We start from the raw sequence: 19,134 nt of genomic DNA, 5'->3' as shown, positions 1-19,134 counted from the left end.
CTCCGGCCGGCACGACGACGGGAGGGGCGCCCTCGGGCACCCCTCCCGTTCCGTCCCGACTTCCCGGCGGAGGCGGCTACTTGCCGGACTCGCCGTCCGTGTCGCCGCTGGTGCCGCTGCCGCTGCCGCTGTCGCCGCTGGGGCTGCTGCCGGTGTCGCCGCCCGTGCCGCGACCCGTGCCGCCGTCCGCGTCCGCGTCCGCTTCGGCGCCTGCGTCCGTGCCGGTGGCCGCGTCCGTGCCCGTGCCGGTACCCGTGCCGGTACCCGTGCCTGCGTCCGTGCCAGCATCCAGGGCCGTGGCCCCGTCCGCCGAACCGTCGGCGGACCCTTCCGGCGCCTCGGGACCGTCCGGCTCCTCCGCCGCCCCGGCCCCCTCGGCCGCCTCCGCACCCGGGACCGCCTCCGGGCCCGGCTGCTCCGGCTTCGGAGGGCGCGTACGACCGCCGCCGGTGTCCCGGAGGAACGGCGTGTCGCCGCCCTCCATCGCCACCCCGGGGCCGCCGGGACCCGTGCCCGGCTCACGCCGCCGCAGATACCGCTCGAACTCGCGGGCGATCGCCTCGCCCGAGGCCTCCGGCAGCTCCGCCGTGTCCCGGGCCTCCTCGAGCGTCTGCACGTACTCGGCGACCTCGCTGTCCTCGGCGGCCAGCTGGTCCACACCGACCTGCCAGGCACGCGCGTCCTCGGGCAGCTCGCCCAGCGGGATGCGCAGCCCGATCAGGTCCTCCAGCCGGTTGAGGAGCGCCAGGGTCGCCTTCGGGTTCGGCGGCTGCGACACGTAGTGCGGCACCGCGGCCCACAGGCTCACCGCCGGCACGCCCGCGTGGGTGCACGCCTCCTGGAGGATGCCCACGATGCCCGTCGGGCCCTCGTACCGGGTCTCCTCCAGGTCCATCGTGCGCGCCAGGTCCGGGTCGGAGGTCACACCGCTGACCGGGACCGGCCGGGTGTGCGGGGTGTCGCCGAGCAGCGCGCCCAGGATCACGACCATCTCCACGCCCAGCTCGTGGGCGAAGGCGAGGATCTCGTTGCAGAAGGAGCGCCAGCGCATCGACGGCTCGATCCCGCGCACCAGCACCAGGTCACGGGGTTTCTCGCCGCCGACCCGGACCACGGAGAGCCGGGTCGTCGGCCAGGTGATCTTCCGGACGCCGTTGTCCAGGAAGACCGTGGGCCGGTTGACCTGGAAGTCGTAGTAGTCCTCGGCGTCGAGTGCCGCGAAGACCTCGCCCTTCCATTCCCGGTCCAGATGGGCGACCGCGGTGGAGGCGGCGTCGCCGGCGTCGTTCCAGCCTTCGAACGCGGCCACCATGACCGGGTCGATCAGCTCGGGTACCCCCTCGAGCTCGATCACCCAGCGCCTCCTTTTCGAAGTTCCTGTCGTACGGACCAACCTTACGGCTTTCTCCCGGTCCGTCCGCAGCCCCCGGACATCCCCGAAAACCCGTGCGGCCTTGATCGACTACCCAGGAACTCGCCTCCGCACACGGCGGTCTCACTCCTCCCAGAGCGTGCTCGGCGCCTCCCTCCGGACCACCGGCGCGATCTCCTCGGCGAAGCGCTGGAGCGTCTCGATCTGCTCGGCCGTCGACTGGCCGAAGGTGTCGACCGTGACGGACTGCAGGTCGTGCCCGTAGTGGGCGTGGTAGCCGAGGATCTTGTCGATGATCTGCTGCGGGGAGCCGATCAGCTGGGGGCCGTCCGCGACGGCGTCCTCGATCGTGCGGAACGGCGTGTTGTAACCGGCCTTGCCCTCCAGGTGCGGCTTGAAGCTCTGCCGCACCTTCGCCTCGTACAGGTCCTTGTGACGGGCGATCGCCTCCTGGGTGGTGTCGGCGATGAGCAGGCCGCCGGAACCGGCCGCCACGCGCGCGTGCGCCGGGTCGTGCCCGTACTCCTCGAACTTCTCCCGGTAGTGGGCGATGAGCCGCGCGTACGCCTCTCGGGGCTGGATCGCGTTGGCGGTGAAGAGCGGATCGCCGTGCTTCGCCGCGAGCTCGGGGGAGTTGAGGCTGGTGGCCGAGCCGTGCCAGATGCGGGGCGGTCCCGCGTACGGGCGCGGCACCGTGGTGACGTTCTTCAGCGCGGGCCGGAACTCGCCCTCCCAGTCGACGCCCTCCTCCGTCCAGAGCCGCCGGAGCAGCTCGTACTTCTCCTTCTGGAGGTCCCACTGCCGCTCCTCGTCCAGGCCGAAGAGGTCGAAGTGGCCGGCCTCCGCGCCCTTGCCGACGACGAGTTCGATCCGGCCGCGGGAGAGCTGGTCGAGGGTGGCGTAGTCCTCGGCGACCCGGACCGGGTCGAGGATCGCGACGACGGTGACGCCGGTGAGCAGCCTGATCCGGGTGGTGCGGGCGGCGAGTGCGGCGAGCAGCACGGTGGGGGCGGAGGAGAGGAAGGGGCCCGCGTGCCGTTCGCCGACGGCGTACGCGTCGAAGCCGAGCCGCTCGGCCGTCTCGCCGAGCGTGACGACCTGCTCCAACCGGTCGGCGGCGGAGAGGAGTTCGCCGGTGAGCGGGTGCGGGGAGTGGTGGACGATCGAGAGCACCTGGAATTTCATGCGCTCCACTCTGCGCGCCGAGTGTTGCCGCGGTGTGGACGGCGTGTGGCACGCCGCAGGGGCGGCCCTCCGGAGAGGAACCGCCCCTGTGCGCACGGGAGTTGGATCGATCCCGGTGCTACTTGTTCAGCATCTTCTCGACGTCCGCGCGGATCTCGTCCGTCGCGAGGCCGCGGATGGTCAGCGTGGTGCGGCGGCGCAGCACGTCGTCCGCCGTCTCGGCCCACTCGTGGTCGCGGGCGTAGGCGACCTGCGCCCAGATCTCCGGCGCGTCGGGGTGTATGCGCCGCGCCAGCTCCGGGTTCTCGTTCGCCATGCGGGCGATGTCGAAGGAGAGCGAGCCGTAGTGCGTCGCCAGGTGCTTGGCGGTGTCGGCGGCCATCCGCGGGCCGGGCGCCGGGCCGTCGACGAGCAGCCGGTGCGCGACGGCGTTCGGGTTGGCGATGCCGGGCAGCGGCAGCCGCTTCGGCAGCGTGGACACCGACTCGTAGTCCTCGCCGAGCGGGTGGCCGGGGAGCTGCTCCAGCTTCTTCATGACCGTGCGGCCGATGTGGCGGAAGGTCGTCCACTTGCCGCCGGCCACCGACAGCATGCCGCCGCGGCCCTCGGTGACGACCGTCTCGCGCTTGGCCTTCGAGGTGTCGCCGGGACCGCCCGGGAGCACCCGCAGACCGGCGAACGCGTAGGTGATCAGGTCGCGCGACAGCTGCTGGTCGCGGATGGAGAAGGCGGCCTCGTCCAGGATCTGGGCGGTGTCCTTCTCGGTGACCTCGACCTGGCCGGGGTCGCCCTCGTACTCCTCGTCGGTGGTGCCGAGGAGCAGCATGTCCTCCCAGGGGAGGGCGAAGGTGATGCGGTACTTGTCGATCGGGGTGGCCAGGGCGGCCTTCCACGGCGAGGTCCGCTTGAGGACCAGGTGGGCGCCCTTGGAGAGGCGGATGGAGGGGGCCGCGTTCGGGTCCTCCATCCTGCGCAGGTGGTCGACCCACGGGCCGGTGGCGTTGAGCACGAGACGGGCGGTGACGCCGAACTCGTCGCCGCTGGTGCGGTCCTTCAGCTCGGCGCCGGTGACCCGGCCCCTGGTGAAGCGCAGCCCGGTGACCTCGGCGTGGTTGAGGACGGTGGCGCCGGCGTCGACGGCGGCGCGGACCGTCATCAGCGCCATGCGGGCGTCGTTCATCTGGTCGTCGCCGTAGACGGCCACGGCCTTGAGGTTGTCGGTGCGCAGCTCCGGCACGTCCTGCGCGGCCTTGGCGGGGGAGAGCAGGTGTCCGACGCCGTCGCCGAACGCCGAGAGGGCGCTGTACGCGAAGACGCCGGCACCCAGCTTGGCCGCGCCGTGCGGGCCGCCCTTGTAGACGGGCAGGTAGAAGGTGAGGGGGTTGGCGAGGTGCGGTGCCACCTGGCGGGAGACCGCACGCCGCTCGAAGTGGTTCTCCGCGACCAGCTTCACCGCGCCGGTCTGCAGGTAGCGCAGACCGCCGTGGAGCAGCTTCGAGGAGGCGGAGGAGGTGGCGCCGGCGAAGTCGCCGGCGTCCACCAGGGCCACCCGCAGGCCCGACTGCGCGGCGTGCCAGGCGGTGGAGATGCCCAGGATGCCGCCGCCGATCACCAGGAGGTCGTACGTCGCCTTGGAAAGCCGGTCCCGGGTCTCGGCGCGGCTCGGGAGGGAGCCGGACGCCGGGTGCGTCCCAAGGGCAGGGACGCTCTGCAGGGTGGTCATGTGTCTTACTCCTCGTCCTCGATCCAGCCCATGGTCCGCTCCACGGCCTTGAGCCAGCTCTTGTACTCGCTGTCGCGCCTGTCGGCGTCCATGCGAGGGGTCCATTCCGCCGCGCGGCGCCAGTTGGCGCGCAGGGCGTCGGTGTCCGGCCAGAAGCCGACGGCCAGGCCGGCGGCGTAGGCGGCACCGAGGCAGGTGGTCTCGGCGACCATGGGGCGCACGACGGGCGCGTCCAGGAAGTCCGAGAGGGTCTGCATCAGCAGGTTGTTGGAGGTCATGCCGCCGTCGACCTTGAGCGCGGTCAGCTCGACGCCGGAGTCCTTCGTCATGGCGTCGGTGATCTCGCGGGTCTGCCAGGCGGTGGCCTCCAGGACGGCACGGGCGATGTGCGCCTTGGTGACGTACCGGGTGAGGCCGGCGATCACACCGCGGGCGTCGGAGCGCCAGTACGGGGCGAAGAGACCGGAGAAGGCCGGCACGAAGTAGGCGCCGCCGTTGTCCTCGACCGAGGACGCGAGGGTCTCGATCTCGGCGGCGGACTTGATCAGGCCCATCTGGTCGCGCATCCACTGCACCAGCGAACCGGTGACGGCGATCGAGCCCTCCAGGGCGTAGACCGGCTTCTGGTCGCCGATCTGGTAGCCGACCGTGGTCAGCAGGCCGCTGTAGGAGTTGATGATCTTGTCACCGGTGTTCATCAGCATGAAGGTGCCGGTGCCGTACGTGGACTTGGCCTCACCCTCGGCGAAACAGGTCTGGCCGAAGAGGGCGGCCTGCTGGTCGCCGAGCGCGGAGGCGACCGGGACGCCGGCGAGGGCGCCGTCCTTGACGTGGCCGTAGACCTCGGCGGAGGAGCGGATCTCGGGGAGGACGTTGAGGGGGACCCCCATCGACTCCGCGATCTTCTCGTCCCAGGCCAGGGTGTGCAGGTTCATCAGCATGGTGCGCGAGGCGTTGGTGACGTCGGTGACGTGCACGCCGCCGTCGGTGCCACCCGTGAGGTTCCAGATGACCCAGGAGTCCATGGTGCCGAAGAGGATGTCGCCGGCCTCGGCGCGCTCGCGGAGCCCCTCGACGTTGTCGAGCATCCAGCGGATCTTCGGACCGGCGAAGTAGCTCGCCAGCGGCAGGCCGGTCTCGCGGCGGAAGCGGTCCTGGCCGACGTTGCGGCCGAGCTCCTTGCAGAGGGCGTCGGTGCGGGTGTCCTGCCAGACGAGGGCGTTGTGGACGGGCTCGCCGGTGTTCTTGTCCCAGAGCAGCGTGGTCTCGCGCTGGTTGGTGATGCCGATGGCCTTGACGTCGGCGGCGGCGATGCCGCCCTTCGTCAGGGCGCCGGCGACGACCTCCTGGACGTTGGTCCAGATCTCGGCGGCGTCGTGCTCGACCCAGCCCGGCTTCGGGAAGATCTGCTCGTGCTCCTTCTGGTCGACCGAGACGATCCGGCCGTCCTTGTCGAAGACGATGCAGCGGGAGGAGGTGGTGCCCTGGTCGATGGCCGCGATGAACGGGCCGGAGGTGTGTGCGTCGGTCACGGTTGGCTCCAAGGGAGGTCTGGAAGAAGGACGGCTCAGGCGAACGCGATGTTGTAGATACCCGCGGCGATGGCTCCACCGATCAGCGGACCGGCGACCGGGATCCAGGCGTAGCTCCAGTCGGAGCCGCCCTTGTGCTTCAGCGGGAGCAGGGCGTGCACGATGCGCGGGCCGAGGTCGCGGGCCGGGTTGATCGCGTAGCCGGTCGGGCCGCCGAGCGACAGGCCGATGGAGACCACGACGAACGCGGTGATCAGGGCGCCTATGACGCCGAGGCCCTTGCCGCTGTCGTTGAGGCCCTGCGTGAGCACGGCCAGGACGAGCACGACGGTGCCGATGATCTCGGTCGCCAGGTTCTGCCAGGTGTTACGGATCTCGGGGCCGGTGGAGAAGATGCCGAGCACCGGGCCGGGGCCCTCGATCGGCTTCTGGCCCGAGGCCTCCGGGTCGTCGAGGTGCGCCTGGAACTGGCCGTAGTAGGCCACCCAGACCAGCGCCGCGCCGATCATGGCGCCGAGCATCTGGCCCGCGATGTAGACGGGGACGTTGCCCCAGTCGCTGTCCTTGATCGCGATGCCGACCGTGACGGCGGGGTTCAGATGGGCGCCGGAGAGGGAAGCCGTCATGTAGACGGCCGTCATGACGGCGAAGCCCCACCCGAAGGTGATCGCGAGCCAGCCCGCGTTGCGGGCCTTGGAGCCCTTGAGCGTGACAGCGGCGCACACGCCGCCGCCGAGCAGAATCAGAACGGCGGTACCGATGGTCTCGCCGAGGAAGATGTCGGAGCTGGACACCCGCGACTCCTTTGTCCTTCGTCCAGGGGAACGGCGGACTCCGGGTCCCTCCGGAGGTCCGCACCCTCGTGTGAGGGCTGTTTCCGGCCCTTGGCACTGCCACACCTTAGCGCGTATTGCCGTTAGGTGTTCGGCATTGCCGACCGATGAACGGAAGTTTTGCCCCCGGGTTAACAGCGCGTCAAGGCCCCGGGAAACGAAAGACCCGCCGATAACGCGATCGTTACCGGCGGGTTCACTCAGCTCGGGGTGCACGGTGGCGCAGGGTCAGAAGCGTCCGGCCCCCAGATCCCGGGAGACCGCGCGGGCGCAGTCGCGCACCGCCGCGACGAGTTCGGGACGCAGCTCCCCGGCCGGGCACAGCCGCTCCACGGCGCCCGTCACCGCCACCGCGCCCACCGGCATCCGCCGCCGGTCGTGGATCGGCGCCGCCACCGAGGCGACCCCCTCCCAGGTCTCCTCCACGTCCGCCGCCCAGCCCTTGGCCCGCGTCATGTCGAGCAGCGACTCGAACGCCCCGAGCTCCGTCGTCGTACGGGGCGTGAACGGCTCCCGCTCGACCTCCAGGACCTCGCTGTGCGCCACCGGGTCGTACGCCGAGAGGACCTTGCCCAGCGCCGTGGAGTGCAGCGGCTGCATGGCCCCCACCTCCAGCACCTGGCGGCTGTCGTCCGGCCGGAAGACGTGGTGCACGATCAGGACGCCCTGCTGGTGCAGCACCCCCAGGTGCACGCTCTCGCCGCTGGACCGCGCCAGGTCGTCCGTCCAGACCAGCGCCCGCGCGCGCAGCTCGTGCACGTCGAGATAGCTGTTGCCGAGCCGCAGCAGCTCCGCGCCGAGCTGGTAGCGGCCCGAGGCCGCCTCCTGCTCCACGAAGCCCTCCGCCTGGAGCGTGCGCAGGATGCCGTGGGCGGTGCCCTTGGCGAGTCCCAGCGAGGACGCGATGTCGGACAGGCCCAGCCGGCGCTCGCCGCCCGCGAGCAGTCGCAGCATGGCCGCCGCCCGTTCAAGCGACTGGATGTTCTTCGCCATCGCCCGACCCCTTCTCCCTCTCATGCTGTTCGACAATGCTGAACACTATCGGTCGATGCCGACCTTGGGTGACACACGACAGTGTCAGTCAAGAACGGTCAGAACCGGGAGTCCCCGCACACAGGATGCCGTCCGCCCCGCGAGACGCCGTGTCCACCCCGACCGGCGCGCGGTTACGCTGGCCCCGTGCACCCTCCTCCGAAGGTGCAAAGCCGACAGCCGTCGCATCCCAGGGAGCTCATCCATGGCCTCGTTGCCGACCCCTTCCGCAGACAGCCGGAACCGCGCCGCAGCCCTCCGCGAGGCACTCGCCAGCCGAGTCGTCGTCGCCGACGGCGCCATGGGCACCATGCTCCAGGCGCAGGACCCCACCCTCGAGGACTTCCAGAACCTCGAAGGCTGCAACGAGATCCTGAACATCACCAGGCCCGACATCGTCCGTTCGGTCCACCAGGAGTACTTCGCCGCCGGCGTCGACTGCGTCGAGACCAACACGTTCGGCGCCAACCACGCCGCCCTGGGCGAGTACGACATTCCCGAGCGTGTCCACGAGCTCTCCGAGGCCGGTGCCCGCATCGCCCGCGAGGTCGCCGACGAGTTCACCGCCTCCACCGGACGCCAGCGCTGGGTCCTCGGCTCCATCGGCCCCGGCACCAAGCTGCCGACCCTCGGCCACGCCCCGTACACCCTGCTGCGCGACGCCTACCAGCAGAACGCCGAAGGCCTCATCGCCGGCGGCGCCGACGCCCTGCTCGTCGAGACCACCCAGGACCTCCTCCAGACCAAGGCCTCCGTCATCGGCGCCCGCCGCGCCCTCGAGGCCCTCGGCGCCGACGTGCCGCTCATCGTCTCCGTCACCGTCGAGACCACCGGCACCATGCTCCTCGGCTCCGAGATCGGCGCGGCGCTGACCGCCCTGGAGCCGCTCGGCATCGACATGATCGGGCTGAACTGCGCCACCGGCCCCGCCGAGATGAGCGAGCACCTCCGCTACCTCGCCCGCCACTCGCGCATCCCGCTCTCCTGCATGCCCAACGCCGGCCTGCCCGTCCTCACCTCCGACGGCGCCCACTACCCGCTCAGCCCCGCCGAGCTCGCCGACGCCCAGGAGACCTTCGTCCGCGAGTACGGCCTCTCCCTGATCGGCGGCTGCTGCGGTACGACCCCCGAGCACCTTCGCCAGGTCGTCGAGCGCGTCCGGGACCTCACCCCCGCCGTGCGCGAGCCGCACCCCGAGCCCGGCGCCGCCTCGCTCTACCAGACCGTGCCGTTCCGCCAGGACACCGCGTACATGGCGATCGGCGAGCGCACCAACGCCAACGGCTCGAAGAAGTTCCGCGAGGCCATGCTGGAGGCCCGCTGGGACGACTGCGTCGAGATGGCCCGCGACCAGATCCGCGAGGGCGCGCACATGCTCGACCTCTGCGTCGACTACGTGGGCCGCGACGGCGTCGCCGACATGCGGGAGCTCGCCGGCCGCTTCGCCACCGCCTCCACCCTGCCGATCGTCCTCGACTCCACCGAGGTCGACGTGCTGCAGGCCGGTCTGGAGAAGCTCGGCGGCCGGGCCGTCATCAACTCCGTCAACTACGAGGACGGCGACGGCCCCGAGTCCCGCTTCGCCAAGGTCACCCGCCTCGCCCAGGAGCACGGCGCCGCGCTCATCGCCCTCACCATCGACGAGGAGGGCCAGGCCCGCACCCCCGAGCACAAGGTCGCCATCGCCGAGCGGCTCATCGAGGACCTCACGGGCACCTGGGGCATCCACGAGTCCGACATCCTCATCGACACCCTGACCTTCACCATCTGTACCGGTCAGGAGGAGTCGCGCAAGGACGGCATCGCCACCATCGAGGCGATCCGCGAGCTCAAGCGCCGCCACCCGGACGTCCAGACCACCCTGGGCCTCTCCAACATCTCCTTCGGCCTGAACCCGGCCGCCCGCATCCTGCTCAACTCGGTCTTCCTCGACGAGTGCGTCAAGGCCGGACTCGACTCGGCGATCGTCCACGCCTCGAAGATCCTGCCGATCGCCCGCTTCGACGACGAGCAGGTCACCACCGCGCTCGACCTGATCTACGACCGGCGGCGCCCCCAGCAGGGGGACGAACCGGCCTACGACCCGCTGCAGAAGCTGATGGCCCTCTTCGAGGGCGTCAACACCAAGTCGATGAAGGCGGGCAAGACCGAGGAGCTCCTCGCGCTGCCGCTGGACGAGCGCCTGAAGCGGCGGATCATCGACGGCGAGAAGAACGGTCTCGAGGCCGACCTCGACGAGGCGCTGACGATCCGCCCCGCTCTGGAGATCGTCAACGAGATCCTGCTCGACGGCATGAAGACCGTCGGCGAGCTGTTCGGCTCGGGCCAGATGCAGCTGCCGTTCGTGCTCCAGTCCGCCGAGGTCATGAAGACCGCGGTGGCCTACCTCGAACCGCACATGGAGAAGACGGACGCCGACGGCAAGGGCACGATCGTGCTCGCCACCGTCCGCGGCGACGTCCACGACATCGGCAAGAACCTCGTCGACATCATCCTCTCTAACAACGGCTACAACGTCGTCAACATCGGCATCAAGCAGCCCGTCTCCGCGATCCTGGAAGCCGCAGAGGAGCACAGCGCCGACGTGATCGGCATGTCCGGCCTCCTCGTGAAGTCCACCGTGATCATGAAGGAGAACCTGGAGGAGCTGAACCAGCGCGAGCTGGCCGCCAAGTACCCCGTGATCCTCGGCGGCGCCGCCCTCACCAGGGCGTACGTCGAACAGGACCTCCACGAGATCTACCAGGGCGAGGTCCGCTACGCCCGCGACGCCTTCGAGGGCCTGCGCCTCATGGACGCCCTCGTCGCCGTCAAGCGCGGCGTCCCCGGCGCCACGCTCCCCGAGCTCAAGCAGCGCCGCGTCCCCAAGCGGGACACGCCGGTCGTCCAGGTGGAGGAGGCGGACGAGCCGGGCGGCCGCTCCGACGTCGCCGTCGACAACCCCGTCCCCACCCCGCCGTTCTGGGGCACCCGCGTCGTCAAGGGCATCCCGCTCAAGGACTACGCCTCCTGGCTCGACGAGGGCGCCCTCTTCAAGGGCCAGTGGGGCCTCAAGCAGGCCCGCGTCGGCGGCGCCAGCTACGAGGAGCTCGTCGAGAGCGAGGGCCGGCCGCGGCTGCGCGGCCTGCTCGACAGGCTGCACACCGACAACCTGCTCGAGGCGGCCGTCGTCTACGGCTACTTCCCCTGCGTCTCCAAGGGCGAGGACCTGATCATCCTCGACGAGGCCGGCAACGAGCGGACCCGCTTCACCTTCCCGCGCCAGCGCCGCGGCCGCCGGCTCTGCCTCGCGGACTTCTTCCGGCCGGAGGAGTCCGGCGAGACCGACGTGGTCGGCCTCCAGGTCGTCACCGTCGGCTCGAAGATCGGCGAGGCCACCGCCAAGCTGTTCGAGTCCGACTCCTACCGCGAGTACCTGGAGCTGCACGGCCTCTCCGTCCAGCTCGCCGAGGCCATGGCCGAGTACTGGCACGCCCGGGTCCGCGCCGAGCTCGGCTTCGGCGGCGAGGACCCGGACGCGGTCGAGGACATGTTCGACCTCAAGTACCGCGGCGCGCGCTTCTCGCTCGGCTACGGAGCCTGCCCCGACCTGGAGGACCGCGCGAAGATCGCGGAGCTGCTGCGTCCGGAGCGGATCGGCGTCCACCTCTCCGAGGAGTTCCAGCTCCACCCCGAGCAGTCCACCGACGCCATCGTGATCCACCACCCCGAGGCGAAGTACTTCAACGCCCGGTGACCGGGCGCACACCGTCCCGGGGGTAAATCCGCGCCCTTTCGGTGATCCGGACGTACACTTGTCGGTCCAGTGCAGGCCGGTCTTCCTCCCCGTACCGGGGAGGGGGGCCGGCCTTCTCGTCCCTCCATGGAGGTGTGCCGGATGACCAGTACGGTCCCCGCGTCCCTGATCCGTACCAACGGAAGCTCCGCCCTGCAGGCGGTCTTCCTCGACATGGACGGGACCCTCGTCGACACGGAGGGCTTCTGGTGGGACGCGGAGGTCGAGGCCTTCGCCGACCTCGGGCACCGGCTGGACGAGGCCTGGCGGGACGTCGTCGTCGGCGGCCCGATGACGCGCAGCGCGGGCTACCTCATCGAGTCCACCGGCGCCGACATCACCGTCGACGAGCTGACCGTGCTGCTCAACGAGAAGTTCGAGCAGCGCATCGAGCGCGGCGTGCCCCTCATGCCCGGCGCCGAGCGGCTCCTCGCCGAGCTGGCCCGGCACTCCATCCCGACCGCGCTGGTCTCCGCCTCGCACCGGCGGATCATCGACAAGGTGCTCCACTCGCTGGGCCGCGACCGCTTCGCGCTCACCGTCGCGGGCGACGAGGTCGTCCGGACCAAGCCGCACCCGGAGCCGTACCTGGCGGCCGCCCAGGGGGTCGGGGCCGACCCCGTGCTCTGCGCCGTCATCGAGGACACCGCGACCGGTGTGGCGGCCGCAGAGGCGGCCGGCTGCCGGGTCGTCGCGGTGCCCTCGGTCGCCCCGATCGCGCCCTCCCCGGGCCGGGTGGTCGTGCGCTCCCTCGAAGAGGTCGACGTGCCCTTCCTCCGTACATTGATCACCGGAATCTGAGCTCTATCTGAGCTTCCCCTCGGGCGGAATGCGATTTCCCCCGGGAGATACCGCCGGGAGATACCCCGGGGGGCACCCAGGAGGCACCCGGGGTGCACCCGGGGAACGCCCGGAGAAAACGATCAGGCCATTCGCCGAAAAGGCCTCTGCGTGACCTTGGTCACGCAGAGTGCCGGACGGTGGGTGGCCTTCCTGCGTCCCCTGTCCGATTGGGGTGTGTTTCGGCGCCCCCTGTGTCCCGATTCGATGGCCACCGTCCGCATCATCCGACGCATGACTATCGAGGCTCCCGCATTCATGATCACTGTGCGATTACCCCCACGGCCGCCCGTGGTCAAGCAATAGCGACGCCGCCCACTAATCTTTCGCGAGTACTTCGCCGCATAACCCGCGTGCACCGGCGCACACCCAAGTCGCCGTGAACACAGGACCGATCGCAACACCCGGCCCGATCGCTCCCGCCCCGACCGGGCGGCCGGCGGCGGAGTTCCACTGACCGCTGTATCCCAGTGCCGGATGAGGAGATCGTCCCTGATGAACCGCAAGACCCTGGTGCTCCCGGCCGTGGCCGGACTGCTCGCCCCCCTGCTCGCCGCCTGCGGCGGTGCGGAGGAAGGCGGAGCGATCGTCGTCGGCACCACGGACCAGTTCATCGCCACCGCGGACGCCCCCGCGCCGCTCGACCCGGCCTTCGCCTACGACACCGGCGCCTGGAACATCCTCCGGCAGACCGTGCAGACGCTGATGCACGTGCCCCGCGACAGCGGCGAGCCCGTCCCCGAGGCCGCCCAGAGCTGCGGATTCTCCGACAAGGCCAGCGAGAGCTACCGCTGCAAGCTGCGCTCCGGCCTCACCTTCGCCGACGGCACCCCGATCACCGCCGAGGACGTCAAGTTCTCCATCGAGCGCGTGCTGAAGATCAAGTCGGACAACGGCACCGCCGCCCTCCTCTCGAACATCGACACCATCGAGACCAAGGGCGCCGACGAGGTCGTCTTCCACCTGAAGACCCCCGACGCCACCTTCCCGTACAAGCTCTCCACCCCGGTCGCCGGCATCCTCAGCAAGGACAAGTACGAGGCCGGAAAGCTCCGCGAGGGCTTCGACGTCGACGGCTCCGGGCCGTACACCATGAAGGTCGAGCGCGAGGGCGACAAGGCCACGCGCTTCGTCTTCACCAAGAACGCGTCCTACAAGGGCGACATCACCCTGCGCAACGAGAAGGTCGAGCTGCGCCCCTACGCCGACGCGAGCACCATGGGCCGGGCCCTGGAGAGCGACGACATCGACATGATGGCCCGCTCCCTGTCCCGGAAGCAGGTCAAGGACCTCACCGAGACCCCCAAGGACGGCATCGAGGTCATCGAGGTCCCCGGCCTCGAGATCCGCTACCTCGGCTTCAACACCAAGGCCCCCGCCGTCCAGGAGAAGGCCGTCCGCCAGGCCATGGCCGCCGTCGTCGACCGCGGCGCCCTCGTCAACCGGGTGTACGGCACCACCGCCGAGCCGCTGTACTCGCTGATCCCCTCCAGCATCACCGGCCACGCCACCCCCTTCTTCGACACCTACGGCGAGCCCGACCAGGACCGCGCCGCCAAGCTCCTCAAGGACGCCGGCGTCAAGACCCCGGTCAAGCTGACGCTGAACTACACCACCGACCACTACGGCGCCGAGACCGCGGAGGAGTTCGAGGCGCTCAAGAAGCAGCTCGTCTCCAGCGAGCTCTTCGACGTCACCGTGCAGGGTGCCGAGTGGTCGACGTTCCGCACCGCCCAGAAGCGCGGCGACTACGCCGTCTACGGACTCGGCTGGTTCCCCGACTACCCGGACCCGGACAACTACATCGCGCCGTTCCTGGACAGCGACAACTTCCTCAACACCCCGTACGTGAACAAGGTCGTCCGCGACCAGCTCATCCCGCGCTCGCGCCGGCAGGCCGACCGCACCGCCGCGAGCCCCGTCTTCAACCAGATCCAGAAGATCGTCGCCGAGGACGTACCCGTCCTGCCGCTGTGGCAGGGCAAGCAGTACGTCGCCGCGCGCGACGACCTCAACGGAGTCGAGTACGCCCTCAACACGTCCTCCGACCTCCTGCTGTGGGAACTGGGCCGCGGTACCGCATAACCCCGTCGACCGGGTCGGTTACACCGGCCGCGCACCCGCGCGCGGCCGGCCTGACATGACAAGAGATCACGAGGCACGTTCTGTGAAGACGCACAACAAGTGGCTGACGGCCCCCCTCGCCGCCGGTCTGTCCGCCGCCCTCCTCAGCGGCTGCGGCACCGAGCAGGGCGGCTCGGGCGACTCCGGCAACGGCATACGCGTCGGCATGTCCGACGAGATCGTCGCCACCGACCCGGCGGCCGGCTACGACCCCGGCTCGTGGCTGCTGTTCAACAACGTCTTCCAGTCCCTGCTGGCCTTCCCCAAGGGCGGCTCCGAGCCCGAGCCCGAGGCCGCCGACAAGTGCGGCTTCACCACCGGCAGCACCGTGTACAGCTGCACCCTGCGGGACGGCCTGACCTTCTCCAACGGCAACAAGCTCACCTCGGAGGACGTCAAGTTCTCCTTCGAGCGCGCCCTCAAGATCGCCGACCCGATGGGCCCGGCGCCGCTGCTGGCCACCATCAAGCGCATCGAGACCCCGGACGAGAAGACGGTCGTCTTCCACCTCAAGGTCCCCGACGCCACCTTCCCCAGCAAGATCGCCTCCGGCGCCGGCTCCATCGTCGACCACCGCGAGTACGCCGCCGACGCCCTGCGCACCGACGGCAAGGCCACCGGCTCCGGCCCCTACAAGCTGGACTCCTTCAGCGCCACCGAGGCCACCTTCTCCGCCAACCCCGGCTACAAGGGCACCGCGCAGCGCAAGAACGACGCCGTCACCCTCAAGCTCTACGGCGGCGACCGCTCCGCCCTCGCCAAGGCGCTCACCGACGGAGACGTCGACGTCGCCTACCGAGGCCTCTCCGCCGAGGACATCGCGACCCTCGAGACCTCCGACACCACGGACGACAAGGGCATCGAGGTCGTCCAGGGCAGCAGCGCCGAGGTCCAGCACCTCGTCTTCAACATGAAGGACCCGGTCGCCGGAAAGCTGGGCGTCCGCCAGGCCATCGCCCACCTCGTCGACCGCGAGGCCCTCGTCGAAGGCATCTACAAGTCGACGGCCACGCCGCTGTACTCGATCGTCCCGGCCGGCATCGCCGGACACAACACCGCCTTCTACGACACCTACGGCACTCCCGACGCCGCCAAGGCGAAGAAGGCCCTGCGCGCCGCCGGCATCACCGACAAGGTGAAGCTCACCCTCTGGTCCACGCCCAGCCGCTACGGCCCCTCCACCGACGAGGAGCTCAAGGCCATCGCCGAGCAGCTCAACGCCAGCGGCCTCTTCGACGCCGACGTCAAGTCCGTCGCCTACGACCAGTACGAGAAGGACGTCGCGGCCGGCAAGTACGGCGTCTACGTCAAGGGCTGGGTCCCCGACTACCCCGACGCCGACAACTTCACCACCCCGTTCTTCGGCGAGGGCAACGTCCTCGGCAACCACTACGAGAACGCCACCATCACCGGCAGCCTCCTCCCCAAGACCGCCGCCGCCCCGGACCGCGCCGCCACCGCCGACGAGTACGGCAGGCTCCAGGACCTCGTCGCCGAGCAGCTGCCCCTCCTGCCGCTCTGGCAGGGCAAGCAGTACGCCGTCGCCCGCCAGGACGTCACGGGCCTCGAATGGACCCTCGACGCCTCGACGGTCTTCCGCTTCTGGGAGATCCGCAAGGGCTGACCGCCCCGGGACACGAGGCCCGTCCCCCCTGGGGGGCGAGGCCCGTCCCGGCACGACAGGAGGGGCCCGGTGCACGCAGCACGCGCACCGGGCCCCTCCCGTCGTCTCCGCCGGCGTCCCCGCTCCCGAAGAACCCGCCGGGACTACTGCCCGTTGGCCCCCGGCCGCACCAGACCGCTCTCGTACGCGTACACCGCGGCCTGCACCCGGTCCCGCAGGCCCAGCTTCGTCAGCACATGGCCCACATGCGTCTTCACCGTCGTCTCGCTGACGAACAGGTCCGCCGCGATCTCCGCGTTCGACAGGCCCCGGGCCACCAGCTTCAGCACCTCGACCTCACGGTCCGTCAAGGTGTTCAGCGTGTCCGGCACCTGCTCCTCGCCCGTCGGCAGATGCGCCGAGTACTTGTCGAGCAGCCGGCGCGTGATCGACGGCGCCAGCATCGCCTCACCGGCCGCCACCACCCGGATCGCCTGCACCAGCTCGTTCGCCGGGGCGTCCTTCAGGAGGAAGCCGCTCGCCCCCGCACGCAGCGCCTCCACCACGTACTCGTCGAGATCGAAGGTCGTCAGGACCAGCACCTTCGCCGGACCGTCCCGACCCGGACCCGTGATCTGCCGGGTCGCCTCCACCCCGTCCATCCGCGGCATCCGGATGTCCATCAGCACCACGTCCGGCTGCAGCGCCCGCACCTGGTCCTGCGCCTGGAGACCGTCCCCGGCCTCACCCACCACCGCGATGTCCTGCTCCGCCTCCAGAATCATCCGGAAGCCGGTGCGCAGCAGCGGCTGATCGTCGACCAAGAGGACGCGGATCGTCACAGGGGCTCCTTCACGGGGCTGAGCTCACGAGGTGCACCGGCACTACGGCGCCGGCGGGGCCAGGTCCATTCTGCCCTGCCCCGAATCGCCCGACTCCGGCGGGCGCGCGGGAACGATCTTCAGCGGATAGACCGGGGGAGTCCCCCCGAACTCCGGACACACCGCCTGGTGATCGCACCAGCCGCACAGCTTCGTCGGACGCGGCCGCCAGTCGCCCGTCTCCGTCGCCAGCCGGATCGCCTCCCACAGCGCCAGCAGCTTCCGCTCCACCCGCAGCAGATCCGCCTCCACCGGGTCGTACGTCAGCACCTCCCCGCTGCCCAGGTAGACCAGCTGCAACCGCCGCGGGATCACCCGCCGCAGCCGCCACACCACCAGCGCGTAGAACGTCATCTGGAACAGCGCGCCGTCCCGGTACTCAGGACGGGGCGCCTTCCCGGTCTTGTAGTCGACGATCCGCACGTCACCCGACGGCGCCACGTCGATCCGGTCGATCACCCCGCGCAGCCGCAGCCCCGAATCCAGCTCCGTCTCCACGAACAGCTCCCGCTCGGCGGGCTCCAGCCGCGTCGGGTCCTCCAGCGTGAACCACCGCTCGACCAGCCGCTCCGCCTCACCCAGCCAGCCCGCGAGCCGCTCGCCCTCCGGATCCTCCGCGAACAGCGCACCCAGCTCCGGCTTCGACTCCAGGAGCCGGTCCCACTGCCCCGGAACCATCGCCCGCGCCCGCGGAGCCGTCCGCTCCACCGCGGGATCGTCGAAGAGCCGCTCGAGCACCGCGTGCACCAGCGTCCCCCGCGTCGCCGCCTCGCTCGGCTTCTCCGGCAGCCGGTCGATCACCCGGAACCGGTACAGCAGCGGACACTGCATGAAATCGCTCGCCCGCGACGGCGACAACGACATGGGCGCCCGGGGCTCCGCCGGCACCTGCTCGCTCGTACTCATGACGAAGACCCTACGACCCGCCACCGACAGCGAGCGGAATACCATCGACCTGGGACCCCGTCGCACTGCATGATCGAACCGTGACACACCGACGTGGTCACCGCCCGCGACGAGAGGAACCCGTGAACCAGGACGAGCCCAAGCCGCAGCGGACCGAGGAGCCCGGCGGCGGGATCCTCATGGGCCGGCCCTTCGGCGTGCCCGTCTACGTCGCCCCCAGCTGGTTCCTCGTCGCCGCCCTCATCACCTGGGTCTTCGGCGACCAGATCGAGCGCGTCCTGCCCGAACTCGGCGCCGCCCGCTACCTCGTCTCCCTCTTCTTCGCCGTCGCCTTCTACGCCTCCGTACTCGTCCACGAACTGGCCCACACCATCGCCGCGCTCCGCTTCAAGCTCCCGGTGCGCCGCATCCAGCTCCAGTTCTTCGGCGGCGTCTCCGAGATCGAGAAGGAGACCGAGACCCCCGGCCGCGAATTCGTCCTCGCGTTCGTCGGCCCCCTCCTCTCCCTCGTCCTCGCCGGCGTGTTCTATCTCTCGATGTACGCCGTCGAGCCCGGCACCGTCCCCGGCGTCCTCCTCGCCGGCCTGATGATCTCCAACCTCATCGTCGCGATCTTCAACCTGCTCCCCGGGCTCCCCCTCGACGGCGGCCGGATGCTCCGCGCCGTCGTCTGGAAGATCACCGGCAAGCCCATGAGCGGCACCATCGCCGCCGCCTGGGTCGGCCGCGCCCTCGCCGTCCTCGTCCTCGTCGGACTGCCCCTGCTCACCCGCACCGGCTTCCTCGGCAACTCCACCGAGGACATCAGCGGCCTCAACACCGTCACCGACGCCCTGCTCGCCGCGATCCTCGCCGCCATCATCTGGACCGGCGCCGGCAACAGCCTCCGCATGGCCCGCCTCCGCGAACACCTCCCCGAGCTCCGCGCCCGCAGCCTCACCCGCCGCGCCATCCCCGTCGAGCCCGTCACCCCCCTCTCCGAGGCCCTCCGCCGCGCCAACGAGGCGGGCGCCCGCGCCCTCGTCGTCGTCGACGGCCACGGCGAACCCACCGGCATCGTCCGCGAGGCCGCCATCGCCGCCGTCCCCCAGCACCGCCGCCCCTGGGTCGCCGTCAGCACCCTCGCCCAGGACCTCACCAGCGGCATGCGCGTCCCCGCCGAACTCACCGGCCAGCCCCTCCTCGACCACCTCCGCGCCAGCCCGGCCACCGAGTACCTCGTCGTCGAGGACACCGGCGAGATCTACGGAGTCCTCTCCACCACCGACGTCGAGCGCGCCTTCGTCCAGGCCATGGCACGACCCTCCTCGTAGTCCTTGTACTCTGGT

The 19,134-nt window shown here is 70.5% G+C and carries 13 protein-coding genes; 5 read left to right on the top strand and 8 right to left on the bottom strand.

The window, feature by feature from the left end:
- Window positions 1–76 precede the first annotated feature (76 nt).
- From AMK27_RS29980 to AMK27_RS29955, 6 genes are all read right to left on the bottom strand, one after another.
- Complete coding sequence (locus tag AMK27_RS29980) at window positions 77–1,354, bottom strand: PAC2 family protein (RefSeq protein WP_073915107.1); 1,278 nt, start codon at window positions 1,352–1,354, stop codon at window positions 77–79.
- 141 nt (window positions 1,355–1,495) lie between these two features.
- Window positions 1,496–2,557, bottom strand: a complete 1,062-nt coding sequence (locus AMK27_RS29975) for an LLM class flavin-dependent oxidoreductase (RefSeq protein WP_073915104.1) — start codon at window positions 2,555–2,557, stop codon at window positions 1,496–1,498.
- A gap of 118 nt (window positions 2,558–2,675) precedes the next feature.
- Window positions 2,676–4,280 carry a glycerol-3-phosphate dehydrogenase/oxidase gene (locus tag AMK27_RS29970; RefSeq protein WP_073915101.1) on the bottom strand — a complete coding sequence of 535 codons (1,605 nt, stop codon included), beginning with the start codon at window positions 4,278–4,280 and terminating at the stop codon, window positions 2,676–2,678.
- Between the two features lie 5 nt (window positions 4,281–4,285).
- Window positions 4,286–5,812 (bottom strand): glycerol kinase GlpK, encoded by a 1,527-nt coding sequence (gene glpK / locus AMK27_RS29965; protein ID WP_073915098.1) that lies wholly within the window; start codon window positions 5,810–5,812, stop codon window positions 4,286–4,288.
- 35 nt (window positions 5,813–5,847) lie between these two features.
- On the bottom strand, window positions 5,848–6,606 hold the full coding sequence (locus tag AMK27_RS29960; protein ID WP_073915095.1) for an MIP/aquaporin family protein: 759 nt from the start codon (window positions 6,604–6,606) through the stop codon (window positions 5,848–5,850).
- A 267-nt stretch (window positions 6,607–6,873) separates the two neighbouring features.
- The gene (locus AMK27_RS29955; protein ID WP_073915091.1) at window positions 6,874–7,638 is read right to left on the bottom strand and encodes an IclR family transcriptional regulator; all 765 of its coding nucleotides are present in this window, start codon (window positions 7,636–7,638) and stop codon (window positions 6,874–6,876) included.
- A gap of 244 nt (window positions 7,639–7,882) precedes the next feature.
- Here AMK27_RS29955 and metH point away from each other — a divergent pair, with 244 nt between their 5' ends.
- The 4 genes from metH to AMK27_RS29935 all read left to right on the top strand — a co-directional run bounded on the left by metH (window position 7,883) and on the right by AMK27_RS29935 (window position 16,040).
- Complete coding sequence (gene metH, locus AMK27_RS29950) at window positions 7,883–11,413, top strand: methionine synthase (protein ID WP_073915088.1); 3,531 nt, start codon at window positions 7,883–7,885, stop codon at window positions 11,411–11,413.
- A gap of 141 nt (window positions 11,414–11,554) precedes the next feature.
- Window positions 11,555–12,253: an HAD family hydrolase gene (locus AMK27_RS29945; RefSeq protein WP_073915085.1), complete on the top strand. Its 699-nt coding sequence runs from the start codon at window positions 11,555–11,557 to the stop codon at window positions 12,251–12,253.
- Window positions 12,254–12,787: 534 nt separating this feature from the next.
- Window positions 12,788–14,377 carry an ABC transporter substrate-binding protein gene (locus AMK27_RS29940; RefSeq protein WP_073915082.1) on the top strand — a complete coding sequence of 530 codons (1,590 nt, stop codon included), beginning with the start codon at window positions 12,788–12,790 and terminating at the stop codon, window positions 14,375–14,377.
- Window positions 14,378–14,459: 82 nt separating this feature from the next.
- Window positions 14,460–16,040, top strand: coding sequence for an ABC transporter substrate-binding protein (locus AMK27_RS29935; RefSeq protein ID WP_198955961.1), 1,581 nt, complete (start codon window positions 14,460–14,462; stop codon window positions 16,038–16,040).
- 143 nt (window positions 16,041–16,183) lie between these two features.
- On the opposite strand, the gene AMK27_RS29930 is transcribed toward AMK27_RS29935, so the two are convergent.
- Together AMK27_RS29930 and AMK27_RS29925 are read right to left on the bottom strand one after the other, a co-directional pair.
- Window positions 16,184–16,861, bottom strand: coding sequence for a response regulator (locus AMK27_RS29930; RefSeq protein ID WP_073915076.1), 678 nt, complete (start codon window positions 16,859–16,861; stop codon window positions 16,184–16,186).
- 42 nt (window positions 16,862–16,903) lie between these two features.
- Window positions 16,904–17,806 (bottom strand): RecB family exonuclease, encoded by a 903-nt coding sequence (locus tag AMK27_RS29925; protein ID WP_231075450.1) that lies wholly within the window; start codon window positions 17,804–17,806, stop codon window positions 16,904–16,906.
- Window positions 17,807–17,928: 122 nt separating this feature from the next.
- Between AMK27_RS29925 and AMK27_RS29920 the strand changes: the two genes are divergently transcribed.
- Complete coding sequence (locus AMK27_RS29920; RefSeq protein WP_073915070.1) at window positions 17,929–19,119, top strand: site-2 protease family protein; 1,191 nt, start codon at window positions 17,929–17,931, stop codon at window positions 19,117–19,119.
- Window positions 19,120–19,134 lie beyond the last annotated feature (15 nt).

Source organism: Streptomyces sp. CB02009 (genome assembly GCF_001905825.1).
Taxonomy (GTDB): Bacteria; Actinomycetota; Actinomycetes; order Streptomycetales; family Streptomycetaceae; genus Streptomyces.
This window is presented reverse-complemented; position numbering and strand designations above follow the sequence as displayed.

What these genes read in the sequence shown, in the direction of transcription:
- AMK27_RS29975 (WP_073915104.1), bottom strand. Translation starts at nt 2,557, where the DNA reads ATGAAATTCCAGGTGCTCTCGATCGTCCACCACTCCCCGCACCCGCTC.
- AMK27_RS29970 (WP_073915101.1), bottom strand. Translation starts at nt 4,280, where the DNA reads ATGACCACCCTGCAGAGCGTCCCTGCCCTTGGGACGCACCCGGCGTCC.
- AMK27_RS29955 (WP_073915091.1), bottom strand. Translation starts at nt 7,638, where the DNA reads ATGGCGAAGAACATCCAGTCGCTTGAACGGGCGGCGGCCATGCTGCGA.
- metH (WP_073915088.1), top strand. Translation starts at nt 7,883, where the DNA reads ATGGCCTCGTTGCCGACCCCTTCCGCAGACAGCCGGAACCGCGCCGCA.
- AMK27_RS29945 (WP_073915085.1), top strand. Translation starts at nt 11,555, where the DNA reads ATGACCAGTACGGTCCCCGCGTCCCTGATCCGTACCAACGGAAGCTCC.
- AMK27_RS29940 (WP_073915082.1), top strand. Translation starts at nt 12,788, where the DNA reads ATGAACCGCAAGACCCTGGTGCTCCCGGCCGTGGCCGGACTGCTCGCC.
- AMK27_RS29925 (WP_231075450.1), bottom strand. Translation starts at nt 17,806, where the DNA reads ATGAGTACGAGCGAGCAGGTGCCGGCGGAGCCCCGGGCGCCCATGTCG.